The sequence below is a fragment of the Microbulbifer mixtoriginis (SeqCode) genome (assembly GCF_052467515.1).
On sequence record NZ_CP174314.1, the window covers coordinates 600,188 to 618,494 of the forward strand.

Consider the following 18,307-nt stretch of genomic DNA (forward strand, 5'->3'; position numbering starts at 1 on the left):
GCGCATCATGTAAGCTATTGATAAATGGACATTTTATGCCGGCAGCATAAAGTCATCCAAAAATCAGGAGCACTTCAGGTGTTTCACAGGCTTCTTGCTTAGATTAAGCGCTTCTCCGATCACTTGTAACGGTATAAATATTGATATGAAAAAGCGCTTACTAGTCGCCCTCTTCTTGTTGCTACCTATAACAGCCCTTAAAGCAGGTGAGCATAAGGCCCTGGAGTTATCCACAATCCAAGTAATACCCATTCAGGATTCCAGCAATAACAGAGAATACGAGCTGTTTATTAAGCTGCCTGAGAAATATAAGGAGAGTGATACTAAAAAGCATCCGGTTATTTACTATACAGATGCTTTATGGGCAGTTGAAATACTATCAGCCACCACAGAGTACGCACTGGAAGATGCCATTTTGGTGGGTATTAGTTGGCAGAAGGATATGGCCGGTGCTGAAAAAGAATGGTCGAGTCGATATCGGGACTTTAAACCGGCAGTTCTCTCTAATAAAAAGGATAAAAAATCATATAAAGGAGAGGCCCATCAGTATCTCACCTTTATAAGAAATGACGTTATAAAGTATATAGAAAGCAATTACCGCGGGAATCCAAATAATCGGACTTATTTCGGTTACTCATTCGGGGGGCTCTTTGGTGTTTATGCTTTAATGAGCCAACCGGATACTTTTCAAAACTACATTATCGGTAGTCCATCAAGATTGATAGGCACTTATATGGATTCTCGGCTTGAATCAGAGCCTAACAAACCATTGATGGAACTACCCAAGCAAACAAACGTATTTATTGCTTACGGAGAATTAGAGAAGGAGCTGGGCGCTACGGTAGAAAGGTTCGTTAGTGAGTTAAAGGAGCAAGAATTAGCTAACTTAGCTCTGGAGCCTGCGGTTATCGAATCCGCGAATCACACTACAGCTTTCCCGAAGACTTCAGTGCGCAGTATTTATTGGCTTGCCGATAAGCTGAAACACTAATCAATGGTATATCGAGACATATTAATAAAAACTTCAAAGTTAAATTGAGGATATAAGATGATTTTTAAGAAGCTAATCACAATCGGCCTATTGTACGGCATAAGCGCGACTGTAGGCGCGGGAGCCTTACAGGCACCAGAAATAAATATGGCCGACTATCGTAGTGACCTCCCAAGCCTGGAGAGATCCACTCCAAAGCTAAAAAAAGCATTTATTGATACAGCTCCAACGGATAGAAAAGACGGTATTCCTGTTGGTGAGATAGATATAATTAAGGAAAGCTTGCAAAAGCTGGCCCAGGAAATAGCCGATAATCAACATACACCTTACGACAGCTTGCTTATCGCCCAAAATAACAAGCTGGTATTTGAATCCTACTATTCCCTTGGCCGTGTCAACTTGCCTCACCCGCAAGCATCTGCCACCAAGGCCTATACCGCCCTGGCGATTGGGCGGGCGATACAGTTAGGGTATTTGACCATGGAAGACTTGGACAAGCCTGTCACTTCCTTCCTGAAAGGATTGGATAGGAAGCAGCTTGCTAAAGGCGCAGACCTTATCACATTGAATCATGCCATGAGCATGCAGTCAGGAATTCGAATTAAAGAGGAAAAACTGAGTGCCTTACTGGAAAACAAAGAGCAGTTAACCGGGAAAAAGCTGGCCCAAATCTATCTAAGTCACAGTAAGCCGATAACCTCAGATTCGCAAACTTATTTATATCAAGGCTCAGACCCAATGATTGCAATGCTGGTTCTGGATGCCGTAGTTCCCGGTTCCGCCAGCGACTTTATTAAAAAAGAGCTGCTGGAGAAGATGGGGATAGATATCTATCACTGGAAGGAAGCCGTTAGTGGGGTGCCCCAGGCAGGGTCAAGAGCCATGATGACATCTCGCAGTATGGTAAAGTGGGGTACATTGGTACTCAATAAAGGCAAATGGAATGGCCACCAGCTGATTCCGGCAGCGTTTATCACCAAGGCCACTGGTAAGGTAGCTGTTCCTACAGATGATGAGTTTGACTACACCAATTTCTCCTACGGTTATTTCTTCTGGCGAACCCCTCTGAAGGTTGGCGACAAGAAATACCTAGCGAAATTTGGCTGGGGCGGTGGTGGCCAGTATGTTATCTCTATTGAAGAACTTGATTTGGTGATTGCGATCACCGGCCGCGGCGATGAAGAAAAAACTCTGGGCTTGATTGAACAACGTATTTTGCCGGTTTTTGTATCTTCTGCATTAAGTGGTACAGCCGGCTAAATTGTTACATTAATTAACATTGCCTAGGCGTTGTTAAAGTTTTCTGTCCAGCATTTAGGACCTTTGGAATAGGGAAACCCTAAATGCTGGACAGATTGTTCGATTATACAAGGGTTGCGGTAGTTATCGTTTTTGAAGTAGTAGGACCAAAGCAGGATTGTTAGGGCTCACTCTACTGGGAAAATTTGCTTTTTATCCCCATTGTCTTGCCTCTGTTGTCTTTTGATTCTCCTATAAATCTCTTCGCGGTGAACCGCCAAGGTCTTGGGGGCGATTATACCTACCCGCACCTGATTACCTTTAACTTCTAATATTGTGACTGAGACGTTTTCCCCAATCCTGAGGTTCTCGCCTGTACGGCGGTTTAAAATCAACATATTGGTTTCCTAATGAGACGCAAAGCATTGGCAAACCTCCCGCAACGGGAAGGCCAGGAAAGTAATATCGGTTGCGGGCATTAGGAGGGGCGCGAGAACGGTAGGCGTAAAAGAAAAAAAGGCGGGCGCTAGACTCCCAGTGCTTGGGGAATCGCCTCAGGTTACTGAATTTGCAACCTTTTATTGAAGACGAGTGGGTTTCTAGCGTACCATTCATGGAGCCATTTTGATAGGTTAGATATCAACTTGGTTAGCTGGCCCCGGGTGTTGCCGCACCTTGGGTCAGCGCCTTTTACTGTCTCTTACGTCACGCTACCGTTCTCCTTTGGGAATGGGTCTTTTATAAAATTCTTGTTTTATCTTGGGCGGTTGGCTTGTAGAAGCCGGTTTGATCACGGCCCAAAATATTGATAAGTATCTATCGATTCTACGCAGCTTTGACGCTGAAGAAAACTTAATAAAATCCAATAAGATTATTTGGGCGCCTATATTTCTTATGAGTTCATTTTGCCGAATGGCAATTGCTCATTGAAAATGGAATCCAAAATAGTGATCCTTTTAATGAGAACTATGAACCGTTAATCCTATTGGATTCTTCAATCCATTGTTGGTTAAAGCCTGCTCTTTTGGTATAGCCGATGAAGATATTCATTAACTTTTCCATGCAGGTCTCAAGATCGACATCAATATATGGTTGTCCATCGATTTGATAATCTTTAGCTGCCTGATCTGCCATTTGCCAGAAAAACTGAGTCAGTAGCTTAGTTTCTTCAGTTGAAGTGATATCTCTTTTGCCAAGTAGAATGTCTTCGGCTAGTTGATTTTTTAGCTTGTGGGAGTAGTGAATTGCTATATGTCTCACAAGAAGGTCATTTTCATTAAATTTCATCATGAATTAAGATTTTCACGTTCTAGACTTTTCTATTTAGATACTATTCCCACTGGTCTTTTATAGACCCAGGTATCATCGTCTTTGCCTAAATCACATAAGAATATGGTATATATGTGATTTAGACTTTGACTTCCTCAATTTTTAAATAACAGTTAAGTATTCTCCAAGAACAATCAATTCCTCATTTTCATCTTCTAATACTATTGGTGAATATCCATAAGCATTAGTTTCTGGTTTTAGGACTACTTTTTTATTGATAGTTATGTCTTCATCGGAGGTTTTCTCGCTACTGTACTTCTTAACGGTGTAGCTTCCTCCGTGATCAGGGTCGTCAATCTCCCGGTGTTGAACAAGAACAATCTTACCGTTGCGTGAACCACTTGGATTTGCTTTGAATAGACACCAGGATCCATTTGGAATTCGACGATTCATAGATTCGCCAACTACATGCATTACAAACATATTTTTACTAATGTTGATATGTTCAGGTAATTGTACCCATTCTAATTCCTCTACAGCCTGGGCTTCACTAAAATTTCCAGCTGCTGCATGTAGATTGTAGATTGGAACATGGACTTTATATGGTTGAGCTTCATCATAAGATACAACTGGTAAATCCAACCCTTGATACGGATATGACTCCAGCTTATCCTTATTATTCTCTCGCCTAGCTAAGGTTTTAAAATAGTCGCGGGTTTCTGGGTCAGTGCAAAAAATATAGCAGCCTTTCTGCCCGCGAGTCATAAGAGTTCGATAGGTATTTTTAATTATTTCTGTAGTCAGTTGGCGTGCCCTGCTAGGGTTTTTCTTCAGTATGGTCTTAAAGCCACGAATAGAACGGTCATTCTTAGAGCGCTTTAAAGCATCTGTGACAGCAACACCATCACGAATAACAAAATCATCACCAATAATTACGCCAATATAGTCAAGTTCTAGTCCCTGGCAAGTATGAATGCAACCTATCTGCTCTACTGAATTTTCGGCAATCAACCACAGGCTACCGTCATCTGTTAAATTCCATTGTGCCTTAAAGTCATATTCAGGTATGACGATATCAAAGGCTGATTTATCCTTTTTACTTGGCCAGTTCCAGCAATAACCTGCAACAATCCGAGCTTTGTTTGTTAAGCGATTTTTCTCGAATATTTCTTTCCTAAGATGATTCGGATCATCAAAAACTTTAACTTCGTAATCTATATCATCAAGAGTAGGGTTGGCGGTTTCTTGAATTTGTAAGCTATTGTCTACCCAAGCCAAATACCCGTCAGATCCATTGCAGCGAAATTGGGAGGGCAGGCTAACTTCAGTTGTAGTTGAGTCTAGCTTAGTTGCCCACTGTTTAATGGCTTCTATGCTACCTATATCTTGTAAGGTTACTCGCTGAGCCTCATCAATAAAAAAAACACTTAACCTTGATCCTACTATCAGTTCTTTAATCTGATTTTCACCTAGATTCCCATATAGGCCTGATTTTTCGTTAAGCCTATGAGCTTCATCTATTAACAAAGCACCAAATTTATTTTCTTCAGTGTCAATATATGTTCCTGACCCTTTAAACATCTGATCTATATGGGTCTTCTTTCTGGTGCCTGAAAGCTTATTTTTAAATACCTCACGTGGGGCAGCATTTTTTGAAACATACTGTACAAGTATTTCTCGCTTCGTAAGTTCTGCAAGTAGATTGATAGCTAGTACCGATTTTCCTGTTCCAGGCCCCCCTTTAACAATCAGGGTATGTTTCTCTCCTTGTTGGGCTTTATGAGCGAGATCAAGTGCTGTCTCGTATACTAACTTTTGCTCGTCAATCATTAGAAACTCTGGATTACCATTTAGCATGGACTCCAGTGCATCTGCGAGGTTCTTAGATGGTTTAATGACCCCATGTTCGATGCGATACATTATGTCATCGCTATCGCCATATTTCACATACTGCTTAAGAAATTCGGCAAGTTTTAGGGCGTCTGGTGATATAAATACAGGTGCTTTAGCGGTATGTGAATCATAGAAAGGATCATTAATAACCTTACGCGACTTCATATTATGAAGGTATGCACATGGCTTTAAGCGGATTGACTCTTGCCGGACAGTCTGATTGTAGTCCTCTATCAGTGCAGAGTAAGACCAAGCTTGATATGAAGGATGGTTAGTTTCTTTCTCTCCATGTTGAAAGCGTGTTTTAACAATAGCGTCTTTATTGGTCTTCTTTACTTCCTGCCATTGTTTGAGCTCAACGATTACCGCAGTGTCATTACGATCATGGTCTTTGCCTGTAAGAATAAAGTCAACACGACGGTTAGTCATTGGCAGGTTGTACTCTATAGCCACACCTGCAGAAGCTGGTATTGTCTCATCCCAAAGAACTTGTGACATATATTGTAGTGAATTTTCCCACGATAGTTTTTCATTTCGGGGCGAGTTGCGATTAAGTTTGCGCAGTACTTCCTTGTCAATGATTTCAGCAATTCGATTGGAGCGTACATCATCAATAAACTCCCTTTTAGTGGCTGAATATACAATCACAAAATATATCCTTTTAGTTACTCATATTCGCTATATTTTTTCGAACACCCTTTGACTTTATCAATGGGGTACTTGGTTTCATTTTTTTGTAGTTTTTGCTCAACTGCTGTTCCTATATCTATCTCGACTTTATCTGCTAGGCGAACCAGATATAGCTGAATATCGGCAATCTCATCGGCAACTGCTTCAAGTTGTTCAGCTTTTAATGAATAAGACTGTTCTTCGGTTAACCATTGGAAGTGTTCTAATAGCTCACTTACTTCAACACTTAGAGCCATTGAGAGGTTTTTTGGAGAGTGAAATTGGTTCCAATTGCGAGCGTCAGAAAATTCTTGCATTTTTTGACGAATGGCTTTTAGGTCATTCATAGAGATAAATCTTATTTAGGGGAAGTTAATAATTCAAGAAACACTATATATAAACTTAAATTAGAATCATATAACTTATGTATGATTATTATTAGTTCACTTCATTAGAGGAAGCCAATAAGGGTAGGGAAGCTCTGTGAGAGGACGTGATTCTGATATCAAATGTACTATTGGCTTGATGCAGAGGTCTTATCCATAAATTCAGTTGGGGGACTGTTATGCTAATGAGGGTCTTGTTCAACCGATGGCGGGAGTCGAAAAGTCGCCTTACGTTATTGATTTTAACAATATATGGGATGTAACTATTCGAAACTCGTTAAAAAATCCGTTCAGGTGACCTCTGTGCTGGAATAAGTGGTGAGGCATAAGCGGATGTTTAGCGTTTTGGGCCTTTATAACCTCTATTGATTTTTGCTCTTATTGTATCTCTATTGTTGCTAAGGAATTTGGATTTTCGAGCGAGGAAATAGTGAGTGCTAGAGATTTCGGTGCTTCCAGATTTTAAATTAACCAATTTATATTTGCCTTCATGAGAACCAATTGAATAAATGACGATGTCCCCATTCTTCGTCGTGAAAAGTTTAACTTCGTTTTTGTATAAAAGATCTCTTATTTCTTGCTTGGGATGCTTGAATTGATTGGCGTAGTCGGAACTAGCTATAGCAACACTGGGTCTAACGGTTCTAATAAAAGCCGATGTCGTAAATCCGTTGTCCGCTCCGTGGTGCGCAAGAATCATGACGTCGGTTTCTTGGTTGATGGTTCTTTGTCTTCTCAATCCCGATGCAATGTTGTTACATTCGACATCACCAAGGCTTAAGACATTGAATGAACCTGATCTAAAATGCTTCACGGTTGAGTTGTTGTTTGAGCTTGTTTCATCAATATATTTTGGATGGTGGAGGGTATCTCTATATCCGTAACTTTCTGCCTTATCTAAGCTCCTAATATATGAGGGTGTTATTCCTATACTTTTTCTATTTCCTCTGTCTTTTTCCTCATATTTCTTAATTATACTAAGGCTTTCCTTCCCTGCTTCAGTGTGTGGAGTATAGCCAGGATATTCAATTTTTTTTGGGTTAAAGTTGGTGAGTATTTTCTCTAGCTGGATTGGGGAGCAATGATCTATATCCCAAGAGGTGATATGTAAGTCGTGAATTTCATTTGTGTTACATAAATGCATTTCTTGCTTGATGCTATCTTCATTAGCTTCGTTATATCGTGCCTCTAAGAGCGTAAATTTTGTGCCGTTAAAGTATGAGAAAGAAGATCCTGCATTTCCAAGTTGATATGCTCTAAATCGTGTGACTTTATTTTTAATTGGCACTTTCATCACCGTTTCAGTTTATGTATCGTTGTTAGTCAAGGTTCTTTTTGTGATGTAGTCTGTCTGCTTTTTATAAGAAAAGCCAAAAATTGTCACTGTCATTGCAAGTAATACATATTTCAAATGGGGTGTAAGGTCTGGATGTCCACTTGTAAATTGGTTGCTGGCTATTAATATACACAAAATTATCAAGCCAGAAAATATTGTTCGATACATGTTGTTCGTTTCAGATAGGAGTTCTATTTTGGGGTCCGCTTTAGATGCTTTGATAAAGTCTGAATAGTCACAACGGTCAACTATGCCAAAGCGCTTAAATAAAGGTTCAACTACTAATGAGCCAAAGCGACTAATAATTAACCCAATGAAATAGTATAGAAATAACCCTTCTATGATCGACTCTTGTAGCAAAGGTAGAGAAAAGTAGCGGTCAGAAATAACACAAAAAACTACACCTGGGAATAGGTAGTTAAATATGTTGTAGGATGATAGTTTTTCTAAAATTTTTTCCATAAATAATCCAGTTTGTGATGTTTTAAGACTCAAGTTTGCCCTGAAAAAATATAACAACAATTAGTTGAAATATGGGTAGATAACTTTTAGTTGGCTAGAGGCTGTTTCATAACTTGAAATCGGCTATTCTCACGCAATTACATAGAAAAAAGGCCAGCAATAGTGAGCCGATTCAAGTCAGAGTTAACCAATGATCAATGGAAATTGATCGAACCTTGTCTTCCTGAGTTAAAACGAGGAAAGGGAGGCCCAAAACCCATTGATAATCGAGCTTGTTTTGAGGGCATCCTATGGCTTTTGCGTTCTGGAGCGCGATGGAAAGATCTTCCTTCACATTATCCATCACCGAGTACATGCTGGAGAAGGCTTCAATTTTGGGAAGAGCAAGGAGCTTGGTTACAGGCATGGAGAAGATTTCTGGAGCTGTTGGATCAGCAGTCTTTGCTTAACTGGGAGGAGGTCTTTTCTGATGGCAGCTTTGCACCAGCAAAAAAAGGGGCTTCGAAATCGGGAAAACCAAGCGGGGCAAGGGTTCAAAGTGGATGGTGGTGGTCGATGGCGAAGGTATTCCACTGGGAGGCACCATTACTTCGGCCTCACCAGCAGAAGTGAAGTTATTACACCCATTACTTGATGTTACGTATAAAAACACAAAGATTCATCGCTTAGTTTATGATAAAGCGGCGGACTCGGATCCTCTTAGAGATAGCCTGTTGAGTCGTGGAATTGACCTTATCTGTCCACACAGGAGAAATAGGAAAAAAGTCTCAAGGCAGGATGGCAGAAAGCTTAGAAGGTACGCTCGCCGTTGGAAAGTTGAGAGGACTTTTGCGTGGTTGGGAAATTACCGCCGTTTAGTTGTTAGATGGGAGCGATATTTGTCCACTTATCGTGCTTTTTTCTATATTGCATGCATGTTAATTACGTTAAAGAAGTTATGAAACAGCTTCTAGTCATTTTTAATTGCTGAAGTTCTGATTGTTCCATTGTGCCAATACCCTCCGTTGTACGTGCGGCCAAGAAAGAAGAACATCGCACTAGTCATTAAGCTCATGGATAGGACGGTTGTATAAAAAGGATTAATATCTCGAGAAGTATCGAACTCAGGCAAAGTATAAATTACTAAGTAAATCCAGATGGCAGATACGTATAAACTAATGATTTGATTGATTTTAGATACTGACAGTGGCGAAGGGCCTGTTACTAAATGATGGCATTTCTCTTTCCAGTCTTGACTTTTCCGTTCTTTAATCAGTGTTTTCCAAGGTTTAGTTTTTCTCCGCGTGAGGACAACTTTATAAAGTGGTCCAGTCACAGAATCCTCTAGAGAGTCGACATGCTTCTCCCAGTTTTCTTGCCATTGCTTACTCCCACGATTTACGCAGAACCATGCAATTGAAAAAACAAAACCTAAACAAGACAAAATAACAGCAAGGTCTTGTTTCAGGTCTGACTTGGAGGCTTGAATAGCAATATATCCAGCAAAGATTGCCCCTATAAATGTCCAAAAATAGGTTGCACGCTTCCAGTAGAGTTCTATCTCAAATTTCCGAATATCTAAGGCATGCTCTAAAGCTTTCTTCCTTTTATTCGCAGGGAAAAGCTTACTCTCATATTGTTCTTGGGTGATGTCAGTAGTAGGCACTTATCTCTCACTTAAGGGTTGGCTGCTTATTAAATGAACAGATTTTCGTATCTCTATTATTTAACGTGTAAAGGGTTAGTTTCGTAGGATCTTAGGAAATTCACTGGGAATCAATAGATCGACCAAACATGGCTGGCATCTAGTTTGGGATTGCTTGCAGCTTGACCAATTTGGGGTTATGGCATTCAAAATTAGCTTTAATTTGAAACAAAAAGATAAAGTGTACGATCGTACCTATTTGGTGGAGGATTAATGGTGGTACTTTGACTAGAGATTGCAAAGGCTTCGAACTAACTTCAAACCTGAGTATGTATGTACTTTGCGCCAGAGGCCCGAATTAGCTAGCTGTATATCGCGAGCCTTGGTTGGTCATTCAGGCTGTTTTCACTAAGTTGTTAGATGTTGTTTAGGGATTAATAAAGGGGTTAAGAAAACTTACGGTTTTGCCAAGTACCTGCACGATTCACTGCCCAACGCCACCTATGTCGGTTTTACCGGAACCCCCATCGACGCCACCCTGGATGTCTTTGGCCCCACGGTGGATCGCTACACCATGAATGAATCGGTGAAAGATGAAATCACCGTGCGCATTGTGTATGAGGGCCGCGCGGCGAAGGTGATTCTGGATAACGACAAGCTCAAGGAAATTGAGGAGTACTACGCGGAGTGTGAGAAAGACGGCGCTAACGAGTATCAAATAGACGAAAGCAAAAAAGCCATGGCCAGTATGAACGCCATACTGGGGGACGAGAATCGTATCCGCGCCCTGGCCAAGGACTTTGTCGCCCACTACGAAAACCGCCTGGCAGAGGGCTCCACCGTCGCCGGTAAAGCGATGTTTGTGAGCAGCTCCCGCCCGATTGCCTACCAGTTCTATCAAGAGCTGGAAGCCTTGCGCCCCGAGTGGTTTGAGGTATTGACCTGTGCCGAGGGTGAGCAGTTAACCGAGAAAGAGCGCAAGGAGCTAAAACCCTCCGAGCGGGTCCGTATGGTGATGACCCGCAACAAAGACGATGACAAGGTGCTGTGGGACAAGCTCGGCACCAAGGAAGATCGCAAAGAACTGGACCGCCAATTCAAGCAGGCCAAATCCAACTTCAAAATCGCCATTGTGGTGGATATGTGGCTCACCGGCTTTGATGTGCCGTTTCTCGATACCTTGTATCTCGATAAGCCGGTATCAAAGCACAACCTGATCCAGACAATTTCACGGGTAAACCGCAAATTTGAGGGTAAGAGCAAAGGGCTGGTGGTGGATTATATTGGTATCAAAACCAATATGAATAAAGCGCTAAAAACTTTCGGCGGTAGTAGTGATGACAACTTTGAAGATATTGCCGCTTCGATTGTCGAAGTGCGCAACCATCTGGATTTGCTCAATATGGCCTTCCACCACTTCGACAGCAGCGGTTACTTTAGCGGCGACCCGGTAAGCCAGCTCAACTGCCTCAATGAAGCGGCCGAATATGCCCTGCAAACCGAGAAGACCCAAAAGCGCTTTATGGATATCGCCAAGCGCTTAAAGGCGGCCTATGACATCTGCTGTGGCAATGAGGAAATCACGCAAAAAGAGCGGGACCAGATTCACTTTTATTTGGCCATCCGCTCCATTATTTTTAAACTCACCCGGGGCGACGCCCCAGATACCGCACAGATGAACGTCAAAGTCCGCGAGATGATCGCCGAGGCGATTCGCAGTGATGGAGTGGAAGAGATTTTTAAGCTGGGAGAGGAGAAGGGCGGTGGCCCCGTCGATATTTTTGATGAGGACTATTTGGCCAAAATTGAAAAAATCAAACTGCCGAATACCAAGATTAAGCTCTTGCAGAAGTTGCTGGAAAAAGCCATCGGCGAAGTGGCCAAAACCAATAAGATGCAAAGCGTCGATTTCAGTAAGAAGTTCAAGGCCCTGGTAGAAAAGTACAACGAGCGCAAGGAAGAGGATGTTCTGGTCAGCAGTGTGCTGGAGGACTTCTCCAACGAGATTATCGACCTCTACCAAGACCTAAAAACTGAAATGACCTCATTTACAGATATGGGGATCAATTACGAAGAAAAAGCCTTCTACGACATCCTCAAATCCCTCTCGGTAAAGTACGACTTTTCTTACCCGGAAGACAAGCTGGTCGAATTGGCTAAACGAGCCAAACAAGAAGTCGACAGCGTCGCCAGCTTCCCCGCCTGGAATCAGCGGGATGATATTAAGGCAGAGCTGCAAGTGAAGCTGATTCTGCTGTTAGCGGAGTTTGGTTACCCACCGATTGCCAATGATGATGTGTTTAAAGAGATTTTGGAGCAGGCGGAGAACTTTAAGAAACATCAGGTGGAGTTGGTATAAAATTTGTACTTTTTAATCTTGAGATATTCTCAATCGCAGGCGTACAATTTATAGGCATTTAATGTCCGAAGGTGAAATACATGAGTGAAAGGAAGCGAGTAAAAGAGGCCTTTACCCCAAATAAGGCATCCTTGGAAAAGGTTGCAAAAGGGTTTGAGCGTGCTAAAACTAAAGCCGATAAGGCCAAGAATAGTAGCAGCCCCATTGACTACGTGGAAGTTAAATAGATAACGGCTGGGCCTTATAGTGAAAGAAGGAACAATTAAAGTATTCGTCCGCAAAGAGCTTGATCAGGAAAGTCAGACCAATAGCGATTTGCGAGCACTTATTAGTGACTTTAAACGTTGGAAGTCTGGAAATACGGTTCACTACTTTGGTAAGGATGTTCCATATCATGACCCAAAGCCTTACGCAGAAAGAGCCAAGTTGCGTCATGTACATATTCTTGACAAAGTAAAGACTGTGCATATTCGTGCAGGAACCAGTGATAGTGCATTGATTTATACAGAAGCTTCGATGACACCTAACACATACTATGTGATCGACTTTATTGCTGCCGGAGCCCACCAAAAAGCGCGGGATTTCAATTACATGAATTGGCTGATCGATAAAGCTGAACAGTTTCGGATGAGGAAATAACAGTGGCCGAAGACAGTAGTTTTCAAGCTATGTGGCAAGAAAAAAGTGAGCCAACAGCACCTGGTGAGTATATTGTTGCAGTTCGTTATCCTCATGGATTTGGTGCTTACGATGTGGCTTCATGGGCAGATGGTCAATGGCAACTCGGATACAGTGCTGAAATAGTAGGTTGGATTCCTCTAGCGGAGCTGCTTGGTGGAATAGACGTGGGTTGGCCAGCACAAGATGAAGAAAGTTTCGGCAAGCCGTTCCGTAAACAGTTTGAAGAACATCGTAAGAAGAATCCTCTCTCTGACACTGATGATGATGACTTCGTAGAATTTAAAGATTGAGAGTAAATAATATTTTTTATCTAAAGGCGCTGTAGCGCCTTTTTCATTCCCATAATAATCAGGCATTGGTGCAGGCCAAGTCCTGGGATGAAAGCCCTCTTAGAAAACTGGATTGGGACTGGTCCAGGGAATATGACTTGTATTCATTTACCAACCCAAAGCGTTTTGAGCTGAGTATTTGGCATCGCCATCAGTTGTGCGCACTGTCATTGGGGCGTCCCAAATGGAGTGGGGCACGGCTTCGGCTAGACTCCCTCGAAGCGGCACCACATAACCACCCCCTGCGTACGAAGATTTTACCTCTAACACTGTTGGCATTGGAGGAATATCCAGAGCAGATAGGCGCTCATGGGATTCGTATCATGAAGCCTGTTAACGAAAAGGTACGCGACTATTACTCCAGCAAGGGCTTCACTTATAACTCTCGTGGTGATTACTGTTGGAGGAGCATAGTATGACCAATGAAAAACGTCCGCTAAAGGGCACTCCTGAAAATGAAAAGTGGAGAAAGGAGCGCGCCAAAAAGCGAACTGAAGAGCTGTTATCAGGTTCTGAATATGTGGATCAGACGGGGCTATTGAGTGGGGGTAAAGATGCAATGCGGGATGATAATCCCGGTGGGAAGCCGGATTTAAAAGACGTTAAGAGGTAGGCTTCGAAATCGTGGCCAACCGTCATAATGGATTGAGTGCGTACTAAAAGATATTACTACATACTTTTGCCGACTTCGTGCTTATTGGCTTTAGGCTCAATCACGGCTAACGGCTAACGGCTAACGGCTAACGGCTAACGGCTAACGGCTAACGGCTAACGGCTAACGGCATACCGGGTTTGAGGTAGAGGACGATATCGGCGGATTTAACGGTTTTACGCGCACCGACTTGCCCGCGCGCAATCACTTTGTCATCCCGCAGCTTTACCTCTTGGCGCAGCTGGTTGAGCCGGTCCCAGCCGGCTTGTTCACTGGTGGGGAGGATATATTTACTGATGATATCCGCTTCGGAAAACTGATTCTTGTCCATTTGATGCAGGCCTACAGCGGGCCCATTACGATTTTTGAATGATTATTACGACTAAATCTATCACAGGATGGGCTTTAGGGGGATGTGATTGGGGGAGTTAGTTTGGGGGAGTTAGTTTGGGGGAGTTAGTTTGGGGGATGGTTGTTTAGCAGCAGAAGTAGGTGTGTATCAGGTGGATAAATGTGGAGGGCATCTGTAACTATCCAAATGTCTTTGGGTTTGATGCTAGTAAGGACCAAATTTTTTACTGAATAGCTCTGCCAAGTGTGTTTCAACACCCTTTAGGTTCTCTGCATCGTCGAGTAAATCAGCCAGGCTGTCTTCATCAATTGAATTTTTATCAAGGGTTTCAATGTGATTTAGGTAGTGACGTATTGAGTTGAGAATTAGGGTTATATCGGAATAGGGGAGTTTTAGGTTAAGGGTTTCCATAATTGTTTTCGTTTGTTGTTATCTATTTAGGGGTGTTGCTTTATAGCTCTTGGGATTTCCAAATCATCTACGATACCTTCTTTCAGGTTGTCTGGTTCATCAGGACTGTTCTGGGTTGCTTCGCTGTGACGCTTTTCTATATCAGGCAATAGTCCTTCAAGTCGCTTCTCCGCGTCTTCAAGGGCCTTTTTTATTTGATCGTTCATATATTTATCTCAACTTCAAAACGCAGTAATCCGGTAGGGAAGGCTTGTGCGTAGTATTTACATATTTTTACCATTTCAAAATTTATTATTGAACGACCGTTGATTTTGAAAGCCTTGGTCGTCACTCGAAAGATGAGAATATTCTATTTGGGTTCTTTATTATTGCTGAGCTTTGATTTGTAGTGGGCGTTCAGCTTAGATTCGAGTTGCTTTAATCGGGCGACAATATCCTGAAATTGTCCAGGATCTTGAAGAAACATGCCTCCTTCAAGGGATTCCTCATGGTCTGCAGTGAGGAGCGCGAGTCGGTTTTGGTCGGGGATCAGTTTTAATTCGCCGCGCAATACCGCTTCGAACTCGACGCCCTTTTCAGACCAGCGGGCAGACTTCATAGTTACAACGTCTTCCATGGCTTTCTGGGTCTCAAAAGGGTTTGCCAGTTCGGCAATAATGATTTTATCTGTGTCGGACCAGTGGCGGGCTAATCGGTAGGGGTCTGGCTCTTTAGTCTGCGTCGAGAACTGGTGAAGGGCGGTCAGCTTTTCACACAAGATATAGTCGGGATGATAAGCGCTAACCGATGCCGTTGGATAAGAGAGGTTGGCTCCGGCTAGCTCTGGTACTTCAGTGAGGTAACAGGTGATGGGGCTGCGAACGGTTGGTTTGCCGCGATTTCTGCCGCCGAATTCCAGAAGGACATAGTCTAGTGTGTAGGTTTCCACCTCTGTGATCAGGCGTGGATAGTGTATTTCCACCTGTTCACCCTTGGAGCCCGTGACATATTCGGCACTGAGTCTATCTATACCATATTGTGTGAAGCGTGCGTTTAAGGTATCGACCAGATTCTGTGTCCATTCTTCCAGGCGTTTTGTTTGAGCATTGCGAAACTTCTTTTTTTGATTTCCACTTTGGGTGGTGGTCTTCCAATCTGCCGCTTCGTCTTCGCTTTTTGCTAGTGCTCCCCAATGAATGGAGAGGTCAATATCTTCCGAGAATCGATCAATGGCAGAGAAGCATTTGCTGAGCGCAGTACCACCCTTGAAGGCAACGTCCATACCCCCTAGAAGTTCTTCGTCATAAAGCAGGCGGAGAATCTCTACTACCCAAAGATCCTTTTCCAAATATTGAGCTGGCAGGCTAGCTGGATGGTATTGGGCGCCTGCACGCAATAGATCGGCTAATTCTTTACGCCCCCTGTTGGAGGTGTAGTGGTTGAGAATATTGGTCATTTTATGGTTTTTCTAGTTTCTCTGATTGAAACAATCCACCTCTCTGGCAGATTGGAATGTTCCAACTTTTTGAGGGTCTCGCGGGCTTCCGTCTTTCCCAGTCTCAACCGGGCGATGGCAAGTTTTACAATGCGGGGAGAAGCGGATTTGGAGGGGATGGTGGAAAGCCCACGTAAAAGCGCCCCTTCCGGTTTCTGACCCCATTTCAGCTTTGAGGCGCTGGTGTGCTTGGCTACCACTACTTCATTGCCCACCCTAAATTCCTTGCTGGGGCCACTGGTCCAAAAGATGGTTTTCATTGGCGCCTGCGTTTGCAGGCCGAGGCGGTAGGCTTCTTCCTGCCCCTGTGGAACGAGCTTGTGCTTATATTGCCTTGCCCAGACGATGGCGACCTTTGTTGCACTGGGTTGGACCTTTAAGCCAGGTATTGAAGAGATGGTTTTGGGGCGGGCATACAACCCCTTGGAGACACGTACGAGCTCCCCGGCCTTTACTAAGCGACTTAGAGCTTTCTGTACAGCCGTTTCACTCCCAAGCGTGTACAGGCGGTTGACAGGGAAGGGTTCGCCCCGTTGGAATCGCTTGATTCGTTGGTGGACGCTTTTAGAAACTGACACTGTAATAATCCTGACACTACCGATGATAGATTGTTTTATTCTAGCCCCCGTATCCTGTAGCTTTCAAGAAGTTTTATGTCAGGATAATTAGGTTTACCTGAAGTCAATAGTGTAGGATAAATTCGCCTACTGTAAGACATATTGGCAAGTTGAGGCCTTTAGGGCTATCAACCATGGGCCCAGGCCTCGCAGCGCGCAGGAATTGGTCAAAACACATATACCTATTGCTTTATTAATCATATATTTCGTGATACCTAAAAAAAATAGCGAAATCTATACATATTGATACAGAAGTGTATAAATTATTGAAAAATCTATGCATATCTTGCATATCTTTATAATTTGTACAGCCCAGAAAGGATCGCCATGCCATATCAAGTACAGCCATTACCCATTGGGGATGAGGCTAGGCTGGAAACTAAACCGGTCCTGAAAAAAGCTGCCTCTGCGCACCGATATTTGGCGGAGCTCAAAGGTGTGTCGGCCTCGATTCCTAACGAAGCTATTCTTATCAATACCCTCACGTTGCAGGAGGCGAAAGACAGTTCTGAAGTTGAAAATATCATCACCAGTCACGATGATCTTTATAAAGCCGAGCTTTCCACAGATTACCTCACTACTGCGACCAAAGAAGTTCAAGATTACTCTGTTGCCTTGAAGCAGGGCTTCGAACAAGTCAGGCATCAAAAACTTATCCGCCTAAACGATATTTTAGATATTCAGCAAACCTTAGAGCGGAATAAGGCGGGCTTAAGAAAGTTGCCAGGTACAGAGCTTAAAAATCAGCAAACCGGTGAAATTGTCTATACACCACCGCAAGATAGCCAAGAAGTCGAACGGCTAATCAATAATCTCGTCGAATACATCAATGATGAATCGCTCTCCGATTTAGACCCCTTGGTAAAAATGGCGGTCATTCATTTTCAGTTCGAATCGATTCACCCCTTCTACGATGGCAACGGCCGTTGCGGGCGTATCCTCAATATTTTGTATCTAGTAACGCAAGAATTGCTGGATTTACCTGTGCTGTATTTGAGTCGTCACATCATTCGAAATAAAGGTGATTACTACCGAACTTTACAGGAAGTAAGAGATAATAACGATTGGGAGTCTTGGTTAGTTTTTATGTTGACAGGGATTGAGCTTACAGCGAGGCAAACAATCTATCTAATTCAAGAAATCAAAAGCCTGATGATGCGCTATAAACATGACATTCGAGGGCAGCTTCCCAAAATTTACAGCCAAGATTTGCTGAATAATCTATTCAGGCACCCGTATACAAAAATTGAATTTGTGGTAAACGATCTTGGAGTGACACGCTTGACCGCCACCAAATACCTGGATCAACTGGTTGAAAGCGAGTTTTTACAAAAACAAAAAATTGGGCGAGTTAACTACTATATCAATACACCACTCTGTGATTTATTTATTCGTAATCCTGATGCGCCAAAGCTCTAAATAGTGATTTAAAGTCGAACTAACATGCCAAAGAGCGAAGCTGTATTTGGATCACATCCCATCTTGGCTAAGAAGGTTGCTTAGTTTTAGAAACTGAAGGTGCCCTAGTTTTGATCTGGAAATAAAAAAGGCCAACCTTGCGCT

21 protein-coding genes and 2 pseudogenes are annotated in these 18,307 nt (G+C 42.8%); 11 read left to right on the forward strand and 12 right to left on the reverse strand.

Features of this window, described 5'->3' with window-relative positions:
• The first annotated feature begins 145 nt into the window (after positions 1-145).
• Positions 146-991, forward strand: coding sequence for an alpha/beta hydrolase (locus tag ACJJIT_RS02425; RefSeq protein ID WP_444899859.1), 846 nt, complete (start codon positions 146-148; stop codon positions 989-991).
• A 57-nt stretch (positions 992-1,048) separates the two neighbouring features.
• Positions 1,049-2,251: a serine hydrolase domain-containing protein gene (locus ACJJIT_RS02430; RefSeq protein WP_444899860.1), complete on the forward strand. Its 1,203-nt coding sequence runs from the start codon at positions 1,049-1,051 to the stop codon at positions 2,249-2,251.
• 167 nt (positions 2,252-2,418) lie between these two features.
• On the opposite strand, the gene csrA is transcribed toward ACJJIT_RS02430, so the two are convergent.
• The 6 genes from csrA to ACJJIT_RS02460 all read right to left on the reverse strand — a co-directional run bounded on the left by csrA (position 2,419) and on the right by ACJJIT_RS02460 (position 8,245).
• Positions 2,419-2,628, reverse strand: a complete 210-nt coding sequence (gene csrA, locus ACJJIT_RS02435) for a carbon storage regulator CsrA (RefSeq protein ID WP_444899861.1) — start codon at positions 2,626-2,628, stop codon at positions 2,419-2,421.
• A 568-nt stretch (positions 2,629-3,196) separates the two neighbouring features.
• On the reverse strand, positions 3,197-3,517 hold the full coding sequence (locus tag ACJJIT_RS02440) for a hypothetical protein (RefSeq protein WP_444899862.1): 321 nt from the start codon (positions 3,515-3,517) through the stop codon (positions 3,197-3,199).
• Between the two features lie 144 nt (positions 3,518-3,661).
• On the reverse strand, positions 3,662-6,040 hold the full coding sequence (locus tag ACJJIT_RS02445) for a DNA/RNA helicase domain-containing protein (RefSeq protein WP_444899863.1): 2,379 nt from the start codon (positions 6,038-6,040) through the stop codon (positions 3,662-3,664).
• A 17-nt stretch (positions 6,041-6,057) separates the two neighbouring features.
• Positions 6,058-6,408 (reverse strand): nucleotide pyrophosphohydrolase, encoded by a 351-nt coding sequence (locus tag ACJJIT_RS02450; protein ID WP_444899864.1) that lies wholly within the window; start codon positions 6,406-6,408, stop codon positions 6,058-6,060.
• Positions 6,409-6,784: 376 nt separating this feature from the next.
• Positions 6,785-7,741 carry a ComEC/Rec2 family competence protein gene (locus ACJJIT_RS02455; protein WP_444899865.1) on the reverse strand — a complete coding sequence of 319 codons (957 nt, stop codon included), beginning with the start codon at positions 7,739-7,741 and terminating at the stop codon, positions 6,785-6,787.
• Positions 7,742-7,753: 12 nt separating this feature from the next.
• Positions 7,754-8,245: a hypothetical protein gene (locus ACJJIT_RS02460; protein ID WP_444899866.1), complete on the reverse strand. Its 492-nt coding sequence runs from the start codon at positions 8,243-8,245 to the stop codon at positions 7,754-7,756.
• A gap of 162 nt (positions 8,246-8,407) precedes the next feature.
• Here ACJJIT_RS02460 and ACJJIT_RS02465 point away from each other — a divergent pair, with 162 nt between their 5' ends.
• A complete protein-coding gene (locus ACJJIT_RS02465; RefSeq protein ID WP_444899177.1) occupies positions 8,408-8,857 on the forward strand; it encodes a transposase in 450 nt (149 codons plus the stop codon).
• Positions 8,743-9,186, forward strand: a pseudogene (locus ACJJIT_RS02470) (IS5 family transposase); the annotation flags it as partial. The gene ACJJIT_RS02465 and the pseudogene ACJJIT_RS02470, both read left to right, overlap by 115 nt.
• An 8-nt stretch (positions 9,187-9,194) precedes the next feature.
• Here the strand turns inward: ACJJIT_RS02470 and ACJJIT_RS02475 are convergent.
• The gene (locus ACJJIT_RS02475) at positions 9,195-9,890 is read right to left on the reverse strand and encodes a RipA family octameric membrane protein (protein WP_444899867.1); all 696 of its coding nucleotides are present in this window, start codon (positions 9,888-9,890) and stop codon (positions 9,195-9,197) included.
• A 412-nt stretch (positions 9,891-10,302) separates the two neighbouring features.
• Between ACJJIT_RS02475 and ACJJIT_RS02480 the strand changes: the two genes are divergently transcribed.
• The 6 genes from ACJJIT_RS02480 (at position 10,303) to ACJJIT_RS02505 (ending at position 13,851) form a co-directional block, all read left to right on the forward strand.
• Positions 10,303-12,228, forward strand: a complete 1,926-nt coding sequence (locus ACJJIT_RS02480) for a type I restriction endonuclease subunit R (protein ID WP_444900884.1) — start codon at positions 10,303-10,305, stop codon at positions 12,226-12,228.
• An 80-nt stretch (positions 12,229-12,308) separates the two neighbouring features.
• Positions 12,309-12,455 (forward strand): hypothetical protein, encoded by a 147-nt coding sequence (locus tag ACJJIT_RS02485; protein WP_444899868.1) that lies wholly within the window; start codon positions 12,309-12,311, stop codon positions 12,453-12,455.
• Positions 12,456-12,474: 19 nt separating this feature from the next.
• Positions 12,475-12,867: a type II toxin-antitoxin system YafO family toxin gene (locus ACJJIT_RS02490; protein WP_371842273.1), complete on the forward strand. Its 393-nt coding sequence runs from the start codon at positions 12,475-12,477 to the stop codon at positions 12,865-12,867.
• A gap of 2 nt (positions 12,868-12,869) precedes the next feature.
• On the forward strand, positions 12,870-13,199 hold the full coding sequence (locus tag ACJJIT_RS02495; RefSeq protein ID WP_444899869.1) for a hypothetical protein: 330 nt from the start codon (positions 12,870-12,872) through the stop codon (positions 13,197-13,199).
• 68 nt (positions 13,200-13,267) lie between these two features.
• On the forward strand, positions 13,268-13,657 hold the full coding sequence (locus tag ACJJIT_RS02500) for a hypothetical protein (RefSeq protein ID WP_444899870.1): 390 nt from the start codon (positions 13,268-13,270) through the stop codon (positions 13,655-13,657).
• Positions 13,654-13,851, forward strand: coding sequence for a hypothetical protein (locus tag ACJJIT_RS02505; RefSeq protein WP_444899871.1), 198 nt, complete (start codon positions 13,654-13,656; stop codon positions 13,849-13,851). The genes ACJJIT_RS02500 and ACJJIT_RS02505 overlap by 4 nt, the downstream gene beginning before the upstream one ends.
• A 157-nt stretch (positions 13,852-14,008) precedes the next feature.
• Here the strand turns inward: ACJJIT_RS02505 and ACJJIT_RS02510 are convergent.
• From ACJJIT_RS02510 to ACJJIT_RS02530, 5 genes and pseudogenes are all read right to left on the reverse strand, one after another.
• Positions 14,009-14,221 (reverse strand): annotated as a pseudogene (locus ACJJIT_RS02510) (hypothetical protein); the annotation flags it as partial.
• 225 nt (positions 14,222-14,446) lie between these two features.
• Positions 14,447-14,653: a hypothetical protein gene (locus tag ACJJIT_RS02515; RefSeq protein WP_444899872.1), complete on the reverse strand. Its 207-nt coding sequence runs from the start codon at positions 14,651-14,653 to the stop codon at positions 14,447-14,449.
• A 26-nt stretch (positions 14,654-14,679) separates the two neighbouring features.
• Positions 14,680-14,859 carry a hypothetical protein gene (locus ACJJIT_RS02520; RefSeq protein ID WP_444899873.1) on the reverse strand — a complete coding sequence of 60 codons (180 nt, stop codon included), beginning with the start codon at positions 14,857-14,859 and terminating at the stop codon, positions 14,680-14,682.
• Positions 14,860-15,002: 143 nt separating this feature from the next.
• Positions 15,003-16,088, reverse strand: a complete 1,086-nt coding sequence (locus ACJJIT_RS02525; RefSeq protein ID WP_444899874.1) for a nucleotidyl transferase AbiEii/AbiGii toxin family protein — start codon at positions 16,086-16,088, stop codon at positions 15,003-15,005.
• Complete coding sequence (locus tag ACJJIT_RS02530) at positions 16,085-16,705, reverse strand: DUF6088 family protein (protein WP_444899875.1); 621 nt, start codon at positions 16,703-16,705, stop codon at positions 16,085-16,087. Before ACJJIT_RS02530 ends, ACJJIT_RS02525 begins: the two co-directional genes overlap by 4 nt.
• A gap of 366 nt (positions 16,706-17,071) precedes the next feature.
• Between ACJJIT_RS02530 and ACJJIT_RS02535 the strand changes: the two genes are divergently transcribed.
• A complete protein-coding gene (locus ACJJIT_RS02535; RefSeq protein WP_444899876.1) occupies positions 17,072-18,163 on the forward strand; it encodes a Fic family protein in 1,092 nt (363 codons plus the stop codon).
• Positions 18,164-18,307 lie beyond the last annotated feature (144 nt).

Bases quoted from the DNA above. Each gene is read 5' to 3' on its own strand.
- ACJJIT_RS02425 (WP_444899859.1), top strand. From the start codon at position 146: ATGAAAAAGCGCTTACTAGTCGCCCTCTTCTTGTTGCTACCTATAACA.
- ACJJIT_RS02430 (WP_444899860.1), top strand. From the start codon at position 1,049: ATGATTTTTAAGAAGCTAATCACAATCGGCCTATTGTACGGCATAAGC.
- csrA (WP_444899861.1), bottom strand. From the start codon at position 2,628: ATGTTGATTTTAAACCGCCGTACAGGCGAGAACCTCAGGATTGGGGAA.
- ACJJIT_RS02440 (WP_444899862.1), bottom strand. From the start codon at position 3,517: ATGAAATTTAATGAAAATGACCTTCTTGTGAGACATATAGCAATTCAC.
- ACJJIT_RS02450 (WP_444899864.1), bottom strand. From the start codon at position 6,408: ATGAATGACCTAAAAGCCATTCGTCAAAAAATGCAAGAATTTTCTGAC.
- ACJJIT_RS02455 (WP_444899865.1), bottom strand. From the start codon at position 7,741: ATGAAAGTGCCAATTAAAAATAAAGTCACACGATTTAGAGCATATCAA.
- ACJJIT_RS02460 (WP_444899866.1), bottom strand. From the start codon at position 8,245: ATGGAAAAAATTTTAGAAAAACTATCATCCTACAACATATTTAACTAC.
- ACJJIT_RS02485 (WP_444899868.1), top strand. From the start codon at position 12,309: ATGAGTGAAAGGAAGCGAGTAAAAGAGGCCTTTACCCCAAATAAGGCA.
- ACJJIT_RS02505 (WP_444899871.1), top strand. From the start codon at position 13,654: ATGACCAATGAAAAACGTCCGCTAAAGGGCACTCCTGAAAATGAAAAG.
- ACJJIT_RS02515 (WP_444899872.1), bottom strand. From the start codon at position 14,653: ATGGAAACCCTTAACCTAAAACTCCCCTATTCCGATATAACCCTAATT.
- ACJJIT_RS02520 (WP_444899873.1), bottom strand. From the start codon at position 14,859: ATGAACGATCAAATAAAAAAGGCCCTTGAAGACGCGGAGAAGCGACTT.
- ACJJIT_RS02525 (WP_444899874.1), bottom strand. From the start codon at position 16,088: ATGACCAATATTCTCAACCACTACACCTCCAACAGGGGGCGTAAAGAA.
- ACJJIT_RS02535 (WP_444899876.1), top strand. From the start codon at position 17,072: ATGCCATATCAAGTACAGCCATTACCCATTGGGGATGAGGCTAGGCTG.